General features: G+C 53.1%; 17 protein-coding genes and 1 tRNA gene. 11 read left to right on the forward strand and 7 right to left on the reverse strand.

Features of this window, described 5'->3' with window-relative positions; genetic code table 11:
- Nucleotides 1-96: 96 nt before the first annotated feature.
- The 5 genes from SGBXF1_RS00490 to SGBXF1_RS23740 form a co-directional block, all read right to left on the reverse strand.
- Complete coding sequence (locus SGBXF1_RS00490) at nucleotides 97-1,491, reverse strand: amidohydrolase family protein (protein WP_186427658.1); 1,395 nt, start codon at nucleotides 1,489-1,491, stop codon at nucleotides 97-99.
- 268 nt (nucleotides 1,492-1,759) lie between these two features.
- Entirely contained in the window at nucleotides 1,760-3,211 is a 1,452-nt protein-coding gene (gene xylB / locus SGBXF1_RS00495) for a xylulokinase (RefSeq protein WP_186427659.1), read from the reverse strand.
- 43 nt (nucleotides 3,212-3,254) lie between these two features.
- Nucleotides 3,255-4,571 (reverse strand): xylose isomerase, encoded by a 1,317-nt coding sequence (gene xylA, locus SGBXF1_RS00500; RefSeq protein ID WP_130382790.1) that lies wholly within the window; start codon nucleotides 4,569-4,571, stop codon nucleotides 3,255-3,257.
- A gap of 11 nt (nucleotides 4,572-4,582) precedes the next feature.
- The gene (gene nhaC, locus SGBXF1_RS23735) at nucleotides 4,583-6,034 is read right to left on the reverse strand and encodes a Na+/H+ antiporter NhaC (RefSeq protein ID WP_202819432.1); all 1,452 of its coding nucleotides are present in this window, start codon (nucleotides 6,032-6,034) and stop codon (nucleotides 4,583-4,585) included.
- Between the two features lie 6 nt (nucleotides 6,035-6,040).
- The gene (locus SGBXF1_RS23740) at nucleotides 6,041-7,219 is read right to left on the reverse strand and encodes a MalY/PatB family protein (RefSeq protein WP_202819433.1); all 1,179 of its coding nucleotides are present in this window, start codon (nucleotides 7,217-7,219) and stop codon (nucleotides 6,041-6,043) included.
- 204 nt (nucleotides 7,220-7,423) lie between these two features.
- Between SGBXF1_RS23740 and xylR the strand changes: the two genes are divergently transcribed.
- Nucleotides 7,424-8,602, forward strand: coding sequence for a D-xylose utilization transcriptional activator XylR (xylR, locus tag SGBXF1_RS00510; RefSeq protein ID WP_037420591.1), 1,179 nt, complete (start codon nucleotides 7,424-7,426; stop codon nucleotides 8,600-8,602).
- A 32-nt stretch (nucleotides 8,603-8,634) separates the two neighbouring features.
- Here xylR and SGBXF1_RS00515 read toward each other — a convergent pair whose 3' ends face one another.
- The gene (locus SGBXF1_RS00515; protein ID WP_186427660.1) at nucleotides 8,635-9,489 is read right to left on the reverse strand and encodes a LysR family transcriptional regulator; all 855 of its coding nucleotides are present in this window, start codon (nucleotides 9,487-9,489) and stop codon (nucleotides 8,635-8,637) included.
- A 126-nt stretch (nucleotides 9,490-9,615) separates the two neighbouring features.
- On the opposite strand from SGBXF1_RS00515, the gene SGBXF1_RS00520 reads away from it, so the two are divergent.
- The 6 genes from SGBXF1_RS00520 (at nucleotide 9,616) to SGBXF1_RS00545 (ending at nucleotide 15,037) form a co-directional block, all read left to right on the forward strand.
- Nucleotides 9,616-10,815 carry a CynX/NimT family MFS transporter gene (locus SGBXF1_RS00520; protein ID WP_186427661.1) on the forward strand — a complete coding sequence of 400 codons (1,200 nt, stop codon included), beginning with the start codon at nucleotides 9,616-9,618 and terminating at the stop codon, nucleotides 10,813-10,815.
- Nucleotides 10,816-10,891: 76 nt separating this feature from the next.
- Nucleotides 10,892-12,238, forward strand: coding sequence for an esterase-like activity of phytase family protein (locus tag SGBXF1_RS00525; RefSeq protein ID WP_186427662.1), 1,347 nt, complete (start codon nucleotides 10,892-10,894; stop codon nucleotides 12,236-12,238).
- 101 nt (nucleotides 12,239-12,339) lie between these two features.
- Nucleotides 12,340-12,434, forward strand: a tRNA-Sec gene (locus SGBXF1_RS00530).
- A gap of 174 nt (nucleotides 12,435-12,608) precedes the next feature.
- Nucleotides 12,609-13,793, forward strand: a complete 1,185-nt coding sequence (locus tag SGBXF1_RS00535; RefSeq protein ID WP_186427663.1) for a tyrosine-type recombinase/integrase — start codon at nucleotides 12,609-12,611, stop codon at nucleotides 13,791-13,793.
- Nucleotides 13,790-14,620 carry a hypothetical protein gene (locus SGBXF1_RS00540; RefSeq protein WP_186427664.1) on the forward strand — a complete coding sequence of 277 codons (831 nt, stop codon included), beginning with the start codon at nucleotides 13,790-13,792 and terminating at the stop codon, nucleotides 14,618-14,620. Before SGBXF1_RS00535 ends, SGBXF1_RS00540 begins: the two co-directional genes overlap by 4 nt.
- Nucleotides 14,621-14,740: 120 nt before the next feature.
- On the forward strand, nucleotides 14,741-15,037 hold the full coding sequence (locus SGBXF1_RS00545; protein WP_084797459.1) for a helix-turn-helix transcriptional regulator: 297 nt from the start codon (nucleotides 14,741-14,743) through the stop codon (nucleotides 15,035-15,037).
- A 16-nt stretch (nucleotides 15,038-15,053) separates the two neighbouring features.
- Here the strand turns inward: SGBXF1_RS00545 and SGBXF1_RS00550 are convergent, their stop codons facing one another.
- Nucleotides 15,054-15,248: a toxin-antitoxin system HicB family antitoxin gene (locus SGBXF1_RS00550; protein ID WP_238320996.1), complete on the reverse strand. Its 195-nt coding sequence runs from the start codon at nucleotides 15,246-15,248 to the stop codon at nucleotides 15,054-15,056.
- A gap of 135 nt (nucleotides 15,249-15,383) precedes the next feature.
- On the opposite strand from SGBXF1_RS00550, the gene SGBXF1_RS00555 reads away from it, so the two are divergent.
- From SGBXF1_RS00555 to SGBXF1_RS00570, 4 genes are read left to right on the forward strand one after another with little or no spacing between them, the layout of a single operon-like run.
- Entirely contained in the window at nucleotides 15,384-15,560 is a 177-nt protein-coding gene (locus tag SGBXF1_RS00555; protein WP_129942423.1) for a host cell division inhibitor Icd-like protein, read from the forward strand.
- Nucleotides 15,553-15,906, forward strand: coding sequence for a hypothetical protein (locus SGBXF1_RS00560; protein WP_186427665.1), 354 nt, complete (start codon nucleotides 15,553-15,555; stop codon nucleotides 15,904-15,906). Before SGBXF1_RS00555 ends, SGBXF1_RS00560 begins: the two co-directional genes overlap by 8 nt.
- A gap of 44 nt (nucleotides 15,907-15,950) precedes the next feature.
- Entirely contained in the window at nucleotides 15,951-16,232 is a 282-nt protein-coding gene (locus SGBXF1_RS00565) for a hypothetical protein (protein WP_186427666.1), read from the forward strand.
- Nucleotides 16,229-16,579, forward strand: a complete 351-nt coding sequence (locus SGBXF1_RS00570) for a DUF5375 family protein (protein WP_186427667.1) — start codon at nucleotides 16,229-16,231, stop codon at nucleotides 16,577-16,579. Before SGBXF1_RS00565 ends, SGBXF1_RS00570 begins: the two co-directional genes overlap by 4 nt.
- The last annotated feature ends 4 nt before the right edge of the window (nucleotides 16,580-16,583 follow it).

Genomic DNA, 16,583 nt, shown 5'->3' on the forward strand with positions numbered 1-16,583 from the left:
GGCCCTCCGCCAATTAGGTATAACGTCATACTGCGCCGTTGTCCTGTAGAGCAGAAGGCCAAAAACGGCCATCATAGTGGCATCAGCGGACCAGCATCAGGCTTTGCCAACCTGACCAGCCACCAATCGCCCTTGATGGATGGTGGTGCGGCGTGTCGGCAGACGGGCCACTGCTTCGGCGGAGCAACTGGCGTCAATCAGCACGAACTCTGCGTTGTCCCCGGCTTTGGGCCACACCCGTTGACCTTTGTCATTCAGCGGCAGCACACCGCCAGTGGAAATCGCCATGGCCCGTGACAGATGGAATTCGTCGGAACCCCGATAGAGCTGGGCGTAAAGGTTGGCTTTTTCCAGCATATCGCCGGTGCCGAACGGGGACCAATGGTCGATCACGCTGTCGGTTCCGGTCATCACAAATACCCCTTTTTCACTGAGCTGCGGCAGTGGCATCATCAGCCCCCCAATCGGCACCGTAGAGGCGATGGTGATTTGCTGCGCCGCCAGTCGGGTGGCGGTTTCCTCTAATTCGTTCGGATTCAGCACTGTCAGAGCGAAGGCATGGCTGATGGTGACTTTACCGCGCAGAGATGGATTTTTTTCCACGGTGGCGATCATGTAGTTGATGGCTGCCACCCCGGCTGGACTGGTTTCATGCAGGTGAATATCGACGCCTTTACCGGTGTCGAGCGCAATCTGGAACATGGCATCCAGCGACTGTTCCATCGCCCCGTCGACATTGGTCGGATCCAGCCCGCCAACGTATTGCACCCCCATCTGCATGGCTTCACGCATCAGTCCATCGACTTTGGAATGCAAAAGCCCGTGCTGCGGGAAGGCGACGATTTCACAGCTGAAATCTGCCTGGTGCTTTTCCAGTGCCCGTTGCAGGTGTTCCAAACTTTTTAGCCCGCTAACCGGATCGATGTTGCAGTGGCTGCGCGCCACGGTGCTGCCTTTGGATTGCAACAGGGCAATCAAATTTTCTGCGCGCTGTTGCGAAGTGGGCAGCAATTTGGGGATCAATGTTTGTTCCAGCGCAATCATATCCATGATGGTTTTGCCCTGGCGCGGGCGCGGTGCCTGCCATGGGCCGCTGTAAAAGGTCTTATCCAGATGGATATGCATGTCGCGAAATGCCGGTAACAGCAATTGGCCCTGTGCCTGATAGCACGGTACGCCAGCGGGTGCCGCCGCATCCTTCGGGTGGATAGCTGCAATTTTTCCGTCTTTGATTTCAAGCTGATAGTGCGCGGTGCGGGTGCCGATGACGGTGTCGCCATCGTACTCAAAACCCTCTTCCAGCCGAACGTCGCTCAGCCAATAGTGGCTGTCGGTCAGGGTCATAGGTGTGGTCTCTGGTATACATGTGCTGCTCGTTGGTGTGGCGGCTTGTGCCACGCCCCCTGTCAGGCCGATTACCGCACAGGCGGTGGTGATTTTGCCGGTTTGGCTGAGGAAAGCTCTGCGGCTTTGTTGTTGGTTTTTTTCCACGTTCAGTTCCTTATCCAGAGGTGAGGTGCGTCAAAAGACAGCCACCAATTTAGGAGAGGAGCAGACGGGTTGGCAGTGACATTTGCCACTGGAGACTATTCGATTTGGCAATAATAAGGGGCAGAGCTAGTGCCTTCCGGCATTATACCCAAGATAATTGGAGCTGCATCGCGGCGGCAACTGCGCGAGTTCCCAGGAGCATAGTCCACTATGTGACTGGGGCGAGTAATGGCAGCCAACAAAGATGCAGCTTCAAGTATGCAGGGTATTACATCAGCGGCAACAAGCGAGTATAGAGTTCGCGGAAGGTACTGCGTTGTTCAGCGTACTGCTGGTGGCGCTCGGCATCAGGGGTATGTACCTGCTCCAGCGGCAACTCTGGCAGCAGTTCACCGAGTGAACGTTGCGGGTTCAGTGCGATCTGGGCCAGCCGTGCGGCCCCCAGCGCAGGGCCGACGTCGCCGCCGGTGCGGTATTCCAGCCGTTGGCCGCTGATATCCGCCAGCATTTGCCGCCAGAACGGGCTACGCGCGCCGCCGCCAATCAGGGTGATGCCAGAAGGTTGTAGACCACTGGCATGCAGTACATCCATACCGTCCGCCAGGGCGAAACCGACGCCTTCCAGCACCGCACGAGCCAGATCGTTCGGCCCATGTTGGTGGGTGAGGCCCCAGAATGCCCCCTTGGCGTTTGGATTGTTATGTGGCGTCCGTTCGCCGGACAGGTAGGGCAGAAACCACAGCGGGGCCACCGCCGGTGGTGCCTGTTCGACATTGCGAAGCAGGGTGGCAACGTCTTCGACGTTAGTCAGTTTGCAAACCCAGTCCAGACAGGATGCGGCGCTTAGCGTCACCGACATCAGGTGCCAGGTGTCGGGCAGCGCATGGCAGAAGCTGTGCACTGCGCTGGCCGGGTTGCTGAGAAAGCCGTCGCTGACGGCAAAATAAACCCCCGAGGTACCGAGCGACAGCATTGCCTGCCCGGCCTGATATAGCCCCACACCGATCGCCCCGGCGGCATTATCGCCGCCACCGGCCACGACAGGCACCGGGGACATGCCCCAGCGCCGGGCCAGTTCGGTATGGGTTTGCCCTGTGACCTGATTACCCTCGAACAGTTGCGGCATCTGGCTGCGGTTCAGGCCGCAGGCGGCCAACATCTCGTCGCTCCAGTCGCGCTGCGCCACGTTCAGCCAGCCGGTGCCGGCAGCGTCCGACATGTCGCTGGCGAAATCGCCGGTGATGCACCAGCGTAGGTAATCTTTGGGTAACAACACCTTATCAATGCGATCAAACACCTTGGGTTCGTGTTGTTGCACCCACAGCAGTTTAGGGGCGGTGAAGCCCGGCATCATCAGGTTGCCGGTGATTTGCCGCGATTGCGGCACCGCCTGTTCCAGCGCCTGGCATTGCGCGCCGCTTCTGCCGTCATTCCACAAAATGGCCGGGCGTAGCACCTGTTGCCGTGCGTCCAACAGGGTGGCGCCGTGCATCTGGCCGCTGAGACCGATGGCCTTCACCTGTTGCAGGCTGTGCTGCTTGCCCAGCGCCAGCATGGCGCGATCGGTGGCGTGCCACCAGTCCTGCGGGGCCTGCTCTGACCATAAGGGATGCGGGCGGGAGATGGGCAGCGACTCACCGTGGCTGGCGAGCAATTGGCCCTGCTCACTGAGCAAGATGACTTTTACGCCGGACGTGCCGAGGTCGATGCCGATATACATGAAAAAGATCCTTAAAGGCGCGGCGAGTGCCGCGCGGGGTCAGTTAGCCGAACAAATAGCGGTTCATCAGGTTTTCGAGCTGTTCCTGGCGGCCGCTGACGTGCTGTGGTGCCAATGCATGTCCTTCAGCGTACTGTGCCAGCGCCTCGAGCGACAGTTTGCCCTGCAAAATTTGCTGGCCCAATTCACCATTCCAGCCGGCATAGCGTTTTGATACCTGCTGATGCAACTGGCCGTCGGTCACCATTTTTGCTGCGACCTTCAGCGCCAGTGCCATGGTATCCATAGCCCCAATATGGCCATAGAACAGGTCGTATTTGTCGGTGCTTTGACGGCGCACCTTGGCGTCGAAGTTAAGCCCGCCAGTGGTAAAGCCCCCGGCCTTGAGAATTTCGAACATCACCAAGGCGTTCTCTTCCACGCTGATCGGGAACTGGTCGGTATCCCAGCCCAACTGTGGGTCGCCCCGGTTGGCATCGACGGAACCAAATATGCCGAGCGCAATGGCGGTGGCAATCTCATGGTGGAACGAGTGGCCTGCCAGCGTGGCGTGGTTGGCTTCGATATTTACCTTGATCTCTTTTTCCAGGCCGAACTGCTTGAGGAAGCCGTACACGGTGGCGACATCGTAATCGTATTGATGCTTGGTCGGCTCCTGGGGTTTTGGCTCGATAAGCAAGGTGCCCTGGAAACCGGTTTTGTGCTTGTGCTCCACCACCATCTGCATAAAGCGGCCAATTTGCTCACGCTCTTGGCGCAGATCGGTATTGAGCAAGGTTTCATAGCCTTCACGGCCGCCCCACAGCACGTAGTTTTCACCGCCCAGACGCTGGGTAGCATTCATGGCGGTGAACACCTGGGTGGCCGCCCAACTGAAGACTTCCGGATCCGGATTGGTGGCCGCACCGGCACCATAACGCGGATGGGTAAAGCAGTTGGCGGTGCCCCACAGCAATTTCACGCCGCTACTGTGCTGCTTTTCCTCCAGCACGTCAGTCATGACTGCGAAGTTGTGCAGATACTCTTTCAGTGAGGCGCCTTCCGGTGAAACATCAACATCATGGAAGCAATAATAGGGCACGTTCAGCTTGTGGAAAAACTCGAACGCCACGTCGGCTTTACGTTTGGCTAACGTCAGTGCGTCGCCCGGCTGCTGCCAGGGGCGATCGAAAGCGTCAGTACCGAACATGTCGGCGCCGTTCCAGCAGAACGTATGCCAGTAGCAAGCGGCAAAGCGCAGGTGCTCTGCCATGCGTTTGCCAAGCACCAGCTCATCCGGGTTGTAGTGACGGAAGGCCAGTGGGTTATTGCTGGCAGGGCCTTCGTAGCGCACTTGCTCAAGCTGATCAAAATATGACATTAGGGGCTTCCTTATTTGAGGTTATCGGCAGTTTGGGCCAGCAACTGCTGCTGTTCTTCTTCTTTCAGCCGGGCAATACCGAATCCGGTAAATCCCCACAGCGTGGCAAAAAATATTCCGCTCCAGCACAACACTGCCCATGGCAGGTAGCTGAGAGTGGCGACACCGAGGGTGCCGGCCATGTAGGCGCCTGCGGCGGTCCAAGGCAGAATAGGTTCAAAGATCGTGGCGGAGTCTTCCACTGTGCGGCTCAGATTCTTCGGGTGCAGACCGCGTTCGATATAGGCGTTACGCAGCATTTCAATGGGGATCAGGATGGATATTTGCCCGTTGCAGGTGACGCTGATCATCGTCAGGCCACAAGCCAGTGTGGCCAGGATCATGGTGCCGGTGGAATGCACCAACTTAAGGAGTGCGTGGACGATCACTTCCAGTGCGCCACTCAATGCCAATGTGCCTGCAAATGAAAGGGCGCAAAAGCAGATCAACAACGTGCTCATCATGGAGTTCATGCCACCGCGGTTCAGCAGATTACTCAGTACAGGGTTGACGTCTTGATTGCCCACCATCGACACGTTAAACCCGTCGACTGCGCTTTTGACGACGTCATGGAAGGCAAATCCTTGAATAAATGAGGCATTCACCATGGCAACCAGCGCTGAAACCAGCATGACGGGAATAGTGGGTTTTTTAGTAATTGAGCCATAGAGCACAATGGCGACAGGCAATAACAGCAGCAAATTAAAATGGTAGATTCCTGCCAGGCCAGAGGTAATCAACAACACTTTGTCGGGAATGGCGGCGCCAGCAAGATCGCCAGACATGCCATAAAAGAACATAACAACGGCAGAAAGAATGAGTGATGGCAGGGTGGTGTAAAGCAGGTGGCCAATATGCTCATACAAATCGACCTGTGCCGCCATGGCCGCGAGGTTAGTATCCCCAGACAGAGGTGATAGCTTATCGCCAAAGTATGCCCCGGCAACCACGGCTCCAGCTGTGGCGGCCAGGTTTGCATCCATGCCCATAGCGACGCCCATAAATGCGACGCCTACGGTCCCAGCCGACCCCCAGGATGTGCCGGTGCAAACGGAAACGACGGAGGTGACCAGCAGCGCGGTGACGTACAGCATCGCCGGATTGATCAGTTTTAAGCCGTAATAAATCATCAGTGGGATCGTACCGCCCGCCATCCAGGTGCCGATCAGCAAACCCACGCTGATGAGAATCAATAAGGCGGGCATTGTTTTGGCTATCTTCTGTGAGATTGAAGCGAGAATATCGTTGTAGCTGTGGCCGAGTCGCTTAACTAACAACGCGGCAATCACGGTGGACAGTACCATCAGGGGTTCTGGCGGTAGATCAAAAGCGGCGTAGCCAATGCCCAGCAATAGCACCATAGTAACTATTGGCAGCAGGGATTCAGTCAGCGTCGGTGCGCGTGGTTTTATTATATTATTCATAGGGTACTACTCCTGGTGTGCGTAGGGGGAAGTACTGATGATTCGTTCTAATGCTTCAGCCAACGTATCCCGCGGCGTGGCAATATTGATTCTGAAAAAACCTATTCCCGACTCGCCGAACCCAGATCCCCAGCTCATTTCGACGCCGGCACGGTTAAGAAACCAGTGTTTTAGTTGGTCTTCGCTGAGGTGACTTGCTTGGTAATTAACCCAGAGCATGTAAGTGCCCGTACTGCGGGTAACCACCCAGTCAGGGAAATGTTCACTTAGCATGTTGATCACCCATGCTCGATTTTCGGCTAGATAGTTTTTTAAGGCGAATAACCAGTCATCACAGTCGTGGTAAACGCTTAAAAAAGCAGGGACAGCGTAGTACCCGGGGTTATGAATCCCCGCAGCTTCGAGACAATGTATAAATTTTTTTCGATGTTGCTCGTTGGCAATAATAATGTTGGCAACCTCAAGACCCGCCATGTTAAAAGCTTTCGCCGGTGAGGTGCAGATAAATGAATTTTGCTCAACGTAAGCGCTAATGGATGAAATTACCTGGTGTTGGTGATGACTAAAAATAAAATCAGCATGAACATCATCTGAAATAATGAAAACGTGATGTTTTTCGGCCAGCGATGCAATTTTTTTTAATGATTCTTTTTCCCAGACGGTACCGGTTGGATTGTGGGGGGATAATAAAATGAAACAGCGAGCCTGTTTAAATTTCTCTTCAAGATCATCGAAGTCGATGGCATAGCATCCATGCTGATAGCGCAGTTCGCTTTCCAATAATCTGCGCTGATTGACCACGACACTGTGGCTGATGGGATGATAGGCTGGCGCCAAGCTGACAATGCCATCACCTGGTGCAGTAAAGTTCTGGATGTACAGAGAAACGGCTTGTATGACTCGTGGGCAGAAGACCACGTGCTCGGCATCTACATACCAGTGGTAATGACGTTGCATCCATTGTGCGACAGTTTCGCCCCAATTATCGCTCAGTAAGGTATAGCCATAAATGCCTTTATCTGTAAATTCATTAAGTAAATTTATTGTTTTTTCCGGTAGTGGGATATCCATGTCGGCAACGGAAAGGGGAATTAACGGCATTGGGAGAGTGTTGCTTGTTTTTTTCCATTTAGCGCTGTGAGTCCCTTTGCGTGATATTTTCTTATTGAAGTTATAGTTACCCATCACACGACCTCACTTTGACGCTTGCCATTATTGTGAGGCTACGATAGCGCTAATTGATTATGGTGTTTATTCCGGGTTTTTCTTTTGTCGTTATGAAAAATGGCTTACGTGATATTGGTCACAAGTAAAGCAAAGGACTAGCGCAGAAATAATCATTAGTGTTGTATATGGACGCAAAGAGTTCAGACGGGGAGTGGGGTAGGTATGTTCGATAAGCGCTACCGAATTACGCTGTTATTCAATGCGAACAAAGTGTACGACCGGCAGGTGGTCGAGGGGGTTGGCGAGTATTTACAGGCTTCACAATGTGACTGGGACATCTTTATCGAAGAGGATTTCCGCTGCCGTATCGACAATATCAAAGACTGGCTGGGTGATGGGGTCATTGCTGATTTCGACGATGTAGAGATTGAACGGCTACTGCAAAATGTCACTGTGCCTATCGTCGGCGTGGGCGGCTCTTACCACCGAGATGATGAATATCCACCGGTGCATTACATTGCCACTGACAACCACGCGTTAGTCGAGACGGCATTCACCCATCTGAAAGAAAAGGGGATTAATCGTTTTGCTTTCTACGGATTGCCTGATGAAGGTGGAAAGCAATGGGCGAAGGAGCGTGAATATGCCTTCCAGCAATTGGTGGCGGCGGAGCAATACCAAGGGGTGATCTATCAGGGGATGGCCACTTCTCCAGACAATTGGCAATACGCACAAAACCGGTTGGCGGACTGGGTGCAGACCCTGCCACAGCAGACCGGCATCATTGCGGTGACCGATGCACGGGCGCGCCATCTGTTGCAGGTGTGCGAACATCTGGATATCGCTGTGCCGGAAAAGCTGTGTGTGATCGGTATCGACAATGAAGAGCTGACGCGTTACCTGTCGCGGGTGGCGCTGTCTTCGGTTGCGCAGGGTACCCGCCAAATGGGCTATCGTGCCGCCAAATTGCTGCACCAATTGCTCAATGGGCAGGTGTTGCCGTTGCAGCGTATTTTGGTTCCACCAATAAAAGTCATTGAGCGGCGTTCTACAGATTTTCGTTCATTGCGTGATCCTGCGGTGATCCACGCGATGCATTACATACGCCACCATGCTTGTCAGGGGATTAAAGTCGAACAAGTGCTGGATGCCGTGGGCATATCGCGGTCTAACCTGGAAAAGCGCTTTAAGGACGAACTGAACCAGACAATCCACCATGTGATTCACGAAGAGAAGCTCGACCGTTCACGTAATTTACTCACGGCGACGTCATTACCGATTGCCGAGATTTCACAGATGTGTGGCTACCCATCGCTGCAATATTTTTATTCGGTATTCAAGAAAGGCTATGACATGACACCCAAAGACTATCGCGAACGCTACGGCGAGGTCGGGTATTAGATTGGGTGCCGTACTGACGGCTACACTGTTTTTTATACCAATCCACAAAACGCCTTCAGCCGTTCGGCCAGCGCGGGCGTTGCGGCGGGGGCGCCGTCGCGGTAATACAGCGCTAGCTCAATGTTGTCGATTGGCGGTAACCCTTCGGCGCTGCCCAGTACCCGATGGCTTGGCAAACGACAACCGGCCGGTAACAGCGTTACGCCCAGCCCGGCGGCAGATGCGGCGGTGAGTGCGGCCAGACTGGCGCTGCTGTAGCCGATACGCCACCGCTTGCCGAGGTTATCCAGCGCCTGGCACAGATCATCGCGGTATAACCCATTGAGCGGGAACACTGCCAACGGCACAGGTGATTGTTCGATAGCCGGGAAGGCCAGGCTATCCAGCCACAGCAGCGGTTCCGGCCTGGCGGCGCGCGGTGGTTGGTTACGGCGTTGTTTAACCAGGATCAGATCCAGCTCTTCACGGGCGTAGGCGCTATGCAGGTCGGCACTCAGGCCACTGGTGACGTCCAGCCGCAGATGCGGATGCGCCCGGCTGAACTCCGCCAGCAGTTCGGTGGTGGGGGCGGCAAAATCCTCCGGCATCCCCAACCGCAGTACGCCGTCACGCCAAATACCGGTTAAGGCGTCGTGCGCTTCTTCATTCAGTGCAATGATCCGCCGCGCATAGCTCAACAGTTTCACCCCCTCTTCGGTGAGGAGTACCTGATGAGACGAGCGTTCAAACAGTGGCTTACCCAGCATATCCTCCAGCCGGCGCACCTGTTGGCTAACAGTGGACTGCGACAAAAACACCCGTTCTGCGGCGCGAGTGAAGCTGTTGCTGTCACACACTGCGACAAAGCTGAGCAGTAACTGCGGATTAAACATCGGGTAGCGATTCATTTTCCCACTGTTGGCTATTTTATTATTTAATTTCCCAATACTAACGGTGGAGCCTACAGTTAGGCAACGTTGTGGCGGTGACTCTGTGACCCCGCACTCTTCATCCCGGAAGTTCAGGAATAGACCGTGTTAAATCATTTTGCAGTTCCCCCCCTTTTACGCCGTTGGTTCAACCCCCTGCTGTGGGCACTGGTGCTCATTGGTTTGAATATGCGACCGTTGCTGACCTCGATCGGCCCGTTGTTGCCGACGTTGCGACAGGCCACCGGCCTGAGTTTTGGCGGTGCAGCACTGCTGACCACCTTGCCAGTATTGATGATGGGGCTGATGGCGCTGGCTGGCGGGGCGATCAACCGCCTGTTCGACGAGCGTACCAGCGTAGTGCTGAGCCTGTTGGCCATTGGCCTGGGGGCCGCTTGGCGTGAGCTGGCACCGGGCAGCACACAATTGCTGCTGAGTGCGGTGTTGGGTGGACTGGGGATTGGGGTGATCCAGGCGGTGATGCCCGGCATTATCAAACATCACTTTCTCAAACAAATGGCCCTGGTAGCCGGGCTGTGGTCGGCGGCCCTGATGGGCGGTGGTGGCTTGGGGGCGGCGATCACCCCCTGGCTGATGAGTGTCGGCCATGACTGGCACAGTGCATTGGCCTGGTGGGCCGTACCTGCACTGGTGGCGTTAATCGCCTGGTGGCCGGTTAGCCGTGGCCTGGCGCGTCTGACACCGTCCGGAACCTCCTCCGGGCCGAGCCTGTGGTTCAGCCGTCGTGCCTGGTTGCTCGGCGCTTATTTTGGTTTGATCAATGGCGGCTATACTAGCCTGATCGCCTGGCTACCGCCCTATTACATGCAGCTCGGCTGGCAGCCGCAAGCCAGCGGATCTTTGTTGGCATTGATGACCTTTGGGCAGGTGGTGGGGGCTTTGTTGTTGCCGGCGCTGGCGCGCTCGGCGGATCGCCGACCATTGTTATTACTGGCGTTGTCCATGCAGCTGATTGGGTTCATCGGCCTGATTTATCTGCCGCAGACACTGCCGTGGGTCTGGGTGCTTCTGTCCGGTCTGGGGCTGGGCGGCGCCTTCCCGTTGTGCCTGGTATTGGCGCTCGATCATATCCCACACCCGGCGGCCGCGGGGCGGTTGGTGGCCTTTATGCAGGGCATTGGCTTCCTGCTGGCGGGTGCTACGCCTTATATTTCCGGGGTGCTGCGTGATTACAGCGGCGGTTTTGTACTGGATTGGCAAATCCATGCGTTGCTGGTGGTGGTATTGATTGCGATCACCTGGTGCTTCCATCCGCACAGCTACCGGCGGGCGTTCGCCGAATAATATTACTGTCATTGCGGCTCCCTATAGTGACGTTGCTTTTACCTCTGGGCAATAACAACAAAAAGGGAACCATGACATGCACATCACCAAAACCCGTCTGGCGCTATTGGCTGGCTGTATGGCGCTGAGCAGTAATCTATGGGCAGACGCTCAACCGGTGCCAGCAACCTTGGCCGGGCACGCGCTATTAGCCGTTAAATCCAACGTTGCCGCACCGCAGGATGCCCCTAACGATTTGCAGCAAAGTGGTAAATACACCAGTGGCAAACGTGTGACTGAACTGGGTAGCGTGGCGGGCAAATCCGCCGATCGCATGACCGGTATTGGTCTGCCGATCAGTGGCCAGCCGCTACAGGGGCATTCCGGCATCAAACATATGCCTGACGGCACCTACTGGGTACTAACCGACAACGGCTTCGGCAGTAAAGCCAATTCGCCGGATGCCATGCTGTACCTCAATCACTATAAAATTGACTTCAGCAACGGCACGGTGACCCCGTTGGAAACGGTATTCCTGCACGATCCGGACAAAAATGTCCCCTTCCATATCATCAATGAGAGCACCGATAAGCGTTACCTGACCGGTAGCGATTTTGACCCGGAAAGCTTCCAGTTTGCCGACAATGCCCTGTGGATTGGCGATGAGTTCGGCCCCTACCTGATTAAGGCCGATCTGAACGGTAAAGTATTGGCGGTGTTCGATACCAAGGTCGACGGCAAGGTGGTGAAGTCGCCGGATAACCCGACGCTGACCCTGCCGGGCGCTCCGGATGGCAAACAGAACTTCCAGGTGGCGCGTTCTAAAGGTTTTGAAGGCATGGCGGCATCACCGGACGGCAGCAAGTTGTACCCGTTGCTGGAAGGCGCGCTGTGGAATGGTGAAAAATTCGAGAACATAGATGGCAAACGCTACCTGCGGGTGCTGGAATTTGACGTGAAAAAACAGGCCTGGACCGGCCGCAGTTGGCAATATGTGTTGGAAGATAACCAGAACGCGATTGGTGATTTCAACATGATCGACGCCACCCATGGTTTGGTGATCGAGCGCGATAATAACGAAGGCACGGCGGACAAAGCCTGCGCTGCTGGCGCCCCCACAGACAACTGCTTCAGTCAGGTGGCGAAGTTCAAGCGAGTGTACAAAATCGCTTTTTCTGACGATAACGTCGGCAAACCGGTCGATAAATTGGCTTATATTGATCTGATGAACATTCAGGACCCAAATAAACTGGCGCGCAAACCGCTGAATAACGGTGTGCTGACTTTCCCGTTCTTCACCATTGAAAACGTGGACGTGGTGGATGGCAGCCATATCATCGTCGGCAACGATAATAACTTCCCGTTTTCCTCCAGCCGCCAGCCAAATGTGGCGGATGACAACGAGTTTATCCTGCTGGACGTGAAAGAACTGTTGAAGCCTTAACCCTGCCTGCCTCCGGCATATTGCCGGAGGCTACCGCTATTTCCCTCTTAGCGCTAAGGGTAAACTGCGCTATAATCAGCCCCTTGCTTCCTGTTGCCGAAGGAAGATCCTCGTCCCCGGTGGGGCGGCCGGACTTCAAATCCGGTTGGGGCCGCCAGCGGTCCTGGGCAGGTTCGACTCCTGTGATCTTCCGCCAAAGCTCCTCTTTTCATGTCAACTCAAGTCTATATTTTTCATTAAAAACAATGGTTAACTTGAAATTAATCTCTTCTGATGTCAACCTGTGTCTACTCAAATCTACCCCCATTAAGGGGTGTTTTTGGGGGTTAAAAATTACCCCTAAAAATTGATACCCCCAGAAGGAGACGCAATGCCTTTGACTGACGTAAAGGTGCGTACAGCAAAACCCCAAGACAAACCCTACAAGCTCACTGATGGCGGGGGATTATATCTGTTGGTAAACACAAACGGCTCCCGCTATTGGCGCATGAAGTATCGTGTGATGGGGCGTGAAAAATTGTTGTCCATTGGTGTTTACCCCGACATATCCTTAGCGGTAGCCCGTCAGAAAAGAGACGAGGCGAGGCGTGCCCTTGCACAGGGCAATGATCCCGGGGCGATAAAGAAGGCGGAGAAACAGGCTAAAAAAATAGCAGCAGAGAACACTTTCGAAGCGATTGCACGTGAGTGGCATAAAGCCAAGGCTGATCGTTGGTCACTACGTTACCGTGATGAAATCATTGATACTTTCGAAAAGGATATTTTCCCCTATATCGGGTTACGACCTATTGCTGAAATTAAGCCGTTAGAGTTGTTAGAAACACTCAAAAGAATGGAGAAGCGTGGCGCATTAGAGAAAATGCGTAAAGTGCGCCAGCGATGCGGTGAGGTATTCCGTTATGCGATTATTACTGGCCGCGCTGAGTATAACCCTGCCCCTGATTTAGCCAGTGCTTTAGCCGTACATAAGAAACAACACCTCCCATTCTTAACAGCGCAAGAGTTGCCTGATTTTTTGCAGGATTTAGCGGGCTACACCGGTAGTATTATCACCAAAACCGCGACTTACTTAATAATGTATACCGGTGTAAGAACTCAGGAACTGCGTTTTGCTCGTTGGCAAGATATTGATCTTGATAAAGCGATGTGGGAGGTTCCGGCTGAACATATGAAGATGCGCCGCCCTCATAAAGTACCATTATCAAGACAAGCCATATCCTTACTGAAGCAGTTACAGCCGATAACAGGCCATTATCCGCTTGTTTTTATTGGCAGGAATGATCAGCGTAAGCCGATCAGTAAGGAAAGTATCAATCAGGTTATTGAGCTTTTAGGCTATAAAGGCAGGCTTACTGGACATGGTTTTAGGCACACGATGAGCACTATCCTACACGAGCAAGGCTATGACTCTGCTTGGATCGAAATGCAATTGGCTCATGTGGATAAAAACGCGATCCGGGGAGCCTATAACCATGCACAATACTTGGATGGTCGTAGAGAGATGATGCAATGGTATGCGGATTATTTATCTGATAAAAAAGTAATTAATAAATGATTTTTTTTAAAATAAAAAATACAGATTCTCTTTTACGAGAATATTACCAATTGTCCGAGGCGGCCGAGATAATTGGATGTGATGAAAAAGATATCCTTTGGTTTGCGCGGCACAAAGGCATAGAGCTCTGTATGGAGTTCTATGATGATGAGCTGGATGTATCTAATGGCTTAAGCTCTAATGTTGATAGAGCTGAGTTATTAAATGCAATAAATTCATTGCCAAAAGATGAGGCTGGTTATCATCTTCTATCTGAAAGTTGTTCTTTAAGATTGCATGCTGGGGAAGACTCGTATGATGAGAATGGTTTTTTAAGATGCCATATAAAAGGTTTGTTTGCTGTCGGTGATATTTATAAGGAGCTATTCATTAAACATGAAGGCCAGCCTGAGTATTGGCCTGAAAGCTTTATTCCTTCTGGGGCTGCTTATCTTGATTTTCCTGTAAAGTTATTTGTTAACTACGATGAGAAGGAAAATTACTTATTACTAGATACTTTATGGATTACAAAGAAAGAAATAGGAAGTTTTTTTAGAGCCGTAGCAGAAGATAAAAAAACGAAGAAGATAGAGAATAGTTATAAATCACAGTCTGAAGCGCAAAAGCAGAAGCATGCGGTTCCTAGAGTCGAAATTCTTATGGCCGTTATAGCGTTGTATCACCGTGATATGAAGCTAAGAAGAGAAAGTCCTACTGCTGTAACCGACCATCTTTTTAAACATGCGGCTGAGTTCTGGCCAGAAAAAGGCGAACCTCCATTAAGTTATGACACCATCGTGAGCCTTTTGCGTAAGAGTATGAAGAAAAACCAATTAACATTTGATTAACAATCGTTGTGACTAATGAGTCTGACCCTCTGATTCTTTAGTCACATTTTAATACCTGAAATCATGTGATTAAATTTTCCGTATTGAGGCCAGTTGACTCGCACAGACGGAGAATGAGATATGACCTTTATCAATGAATTGACAACCGCACATCGCCCCCCAATGGATGCTCTGATTGATATGAAATTTATCACAGCAGACTGTCTATTAAGTGATAAATGGATTTATCGACTGATATCGCAAGAACGATTTCCACGCCCAATAAAATTAGGTCGTATGTCACGTTGGCGTGCTGCTGATTATTATTCATGGCGAGATGATTTAGAAAGTTCCTCTTCAACAGAATATGAAAAGAGTCGATTAAAAGCTAATAACATCAGGGAAGGCAAGTCACAAGGTATTACTGGGCGGCACTGAGCCGCCATTTAAGAAATCACCCTTTAGGCTCAATGCCTCGGCGTTTTAGTTCTTGGCGTGCAAGTTCTTTTATCCAATTAGCAAGGCTGACATTATCTTTATTAGCTTCAGTTTCTAATTGCTCCTTTAGCTCAGGAGTTATACGCATTTTGAATTGCGGGGACTGTCCAGCACCTTTTGGGCTGCGATCTCTGGTTGTTGCTGTTGACAAGTGGCCACCTATTGGAATACTGTTTAAAACGTTAGGTGGCCACCTTATCACGAGGGCACCTGAAAAAAAAGCGGCTCTGTACAGTGCGCGAACACTGCCAGAGCCTGACCATCAACGTAAATTGAGAGCAACGCCATGGCTACATCAAAGTGTACCTACATCTTTGCCGCAATCAACCGCACCCAGCGCAAAATCCGCCCGGTGATGTTGCGCATTACCGCCGGTGACGAACGCAGCGCCCGCCGCCAGTTGGCCGGTGACTACGTACTCATGTTCGCCGGTCGTCTGCCGCAGGGAGGCTGTCATGCGTGAGTTTCCGCAATACGGCGAGCGCTATCAGCATCAGGAAGGCAGAACAGTGCGCATCCTGAATCTGCAACGTGCCCGTGAGGCTATTTCACAGCTCAATCCTGAGTTTGCCTATGAAGTGATTTTTGAATACGAGTTATCCGGCAATGTCACCGTTATGCCACTACCGTGGTTCGCTGAGGTGTACACCAAAATCGCCGATGCACCGCGCACCCTTGATTCCCGGTCGTCCGGCAGTCAGCCGCCGTTACGTCTGCATCCCTCCGTGAAAGTGGTACGTAGCCGCCATTGGACGGCCGAACGCCCTGCGCCGGAGCACGACGACACCCATTATTCCCGCTTCCTGTAACGCGGCTAATCACGCTTAATTTTCGATTCTGACGGACAAAAATCATGACTTCATTACATGGGCAATCATCAGCTCAGGGCACCGTGTTGCCGCCATCCTGCCAGTACCTGTCTTACGGCATGACCGAAGACGCCTTTGAGAAATTAAACCGCGCCAAGCAAGCCTGTTCGCTGCTGGATATGCTGTTCGCCGGTCAGGCCGCCTCGACGCAGTTCCCGACCGGCATCACCACGCAGGAAATGGCCGCTATGGTGGCTTACCTGTCGGAGGATTTGGCCTTCGTTCAGGCGCAGTGCGCCGCGATTAACGGGGAGGTGGCCGCATGACACTGGATAACGGTTCTGCCTCCTGCATTCCACTGGAAGTGCGCACCGCGCTGTTTCGCCGTGCGGTGGCCGAAGCCTATCTCGCCGCCTGTGCCGTGCAGGGTGTGGCGCTTTCCCACTCACTGGACAGCCTGCAGAAGCTGATTGCCAGCGACATCGAAGCGCTATTTGTGAAGATGCACGGCATTGACGAAGGCATGGAGATTGCCTGTGCGTTGCTGGGCGAGATGGTGGCCCCGAATATCCTGCTGGCGGCACCACAGCTCACGGTGCAGGGCTGCAACATTATGGCGGAGCTGTGCGGCGTGGCGGTCACGTCCTGCCATCCGGCACCGACGCTGCATTAAGGGG

It is taken from the genome of Serratia grimesii (genome assembly GCF_900186025.1).
Lineage (GTDB): Bacteria > Pseudomonadota > Gammaproteobacteria > Enterobacterales > Enterobacteriaceae > Serratia > Serratia grimesii.